Consider the following 1,519-nt stretch of genomic DNA (forward strand, 5'->3'; position numbering starts at 1 on the left):
CGGAAAACCGGCCCAAAACCACGGGATTTTCGCAGCCCCGTTCACCGGGGCAACTCGAAAAACAATACACACCTTTCAACGGCAAAGCCAGCCAAACTGGTGTGGCGCTGGGCACGCTGCCAACCGCTTCGTCTGGTCAGGCCCAGAGTGCCCGCAGTGCCCGCGGTCGAAAGCCGCTGTCCCGGCCGCCTCGATACGCGCGGTTCCAAATTCCTGCCCGCCTACCACCGGTTGGAACCGGATACTGCCGGATACGCAAGGTCGGCGGATTCCTGCGCTGGGGCGTTCATCGTTCCGTAGTCCATTTGTACTAAATAGCTCAGGATCGAACCAGCACACCTGCGCCAAATAGGGAGCTGGTATTCCTGCTTTGACACCCTGTCACGCCTGCCTGTCTAATTGCCCGTCCACCCATCATGAGACTGCCGTGACGCTTCAGCGCTGGACTTGGCGGCCGGTGTCTGGTGGCCACATGCAGCATCCCGGCCATTCCACAAAATGAAGCCCCTTCGTCGAGCTCTGCCTCGGCATGCCCGCTGCGGCGTCGGGTAGCCGCAGGCCGTCCGGGGCTGAAGCAAACATCCGCCACTACCGAAGACGGCTCCCGTACACACGGTCATCCGCTACGTCGGTACGCCCGCCGTGGAGGTCCTGCAACCAACCTTCGAAAGTCCACGCCGGCGTCAAGGCCGCCCCAGATTCCGGCAGGGCCCCTTGGAGAATGACATCGTTGCCAGGATTCGCAGTTCCACACCGGGGCATTGAAGGCCGAACCCGACGTCATTGAGATCCGTTTCGAGTGGGACGTCCGCCGTGCCTATGAACGCCCATGCCGGTTCTTGGGCGGCAAAACGCCCGAGAAATTCAATCAGCCACACTACGATCTGCGAATCGGTTTGCTTCCGGAAACGAGCTAACACGGCGGCATGCAATTCCCAACGGTTCCGTCATGTTGACTGGCGGGCGGGTGACTCCCCGGGCCGCGATGGAAGGCAGTCCTCGACACGGATCCAGCTGAACGGTTCCACGCAACCGGAGGTCTTTGGCTTCATCATCCTCGATACAAGCCAGCCGGCCGCAGCGTCCGCGCGTCGCCGATGCATGGGCGTGGTCTACATCTGGACAGAGAGCTTGGCCACCGCTGGGCAGAAAATAGTGGACTTTGACACTACAGCAATGAGCCGAGCGCATTCCGGCCCCTGGTTCGTTGGGGAATTCTCCCTGCCGGTCATCGGAAAACTTGTCCCATCGCATGGCTCAGGAAATGCCCTACAAGACAACTGCATATACCGTAGGAATGAGCGCAGACCGCGCTAAGAGCTGCCGGCACAGTGAGAAGATCGCCGCCTGCGGACTCAGGGGGTGTGCGGCCTACCTGCCGACGGTTCCCGCGGCGCCGGGGGCCGGGGGCGGTGTCTGGTGGCTGGGCCGGATGCCTGCCGACGGGCACCGATCTCTGACGCGGTGGTTCCGGTATTTTTTGTAGTCCGGCGTAAGGGCGTGCCAAGGCCGCCCGCGG

The 1,519-nt window shown here is 62.2% G+C and carries 1 protein-coding gene; it reads left to right on the forward strand.

From position 1 onward, the window contains the following. The coding region (locus CVV68_RS24050; protein ID WP_211320979.1) for a hypothetical protein at positions 1-314 on the forward strand (314 nt) is incomplete at its 5' end. Positions 315-1,519: the final 1,205 nt, after the last annotated feature.

This window comes from Arthrobacter livingstonensis (assembly GCF_003219815.1).
GTDB classification, from domain to species: domain Bacteria; phylum Actinomycetota; class Actinomycetes; order Actinomycetales; family Micrococcaceae; genus Specibacter; species Specibacter livingstonensis.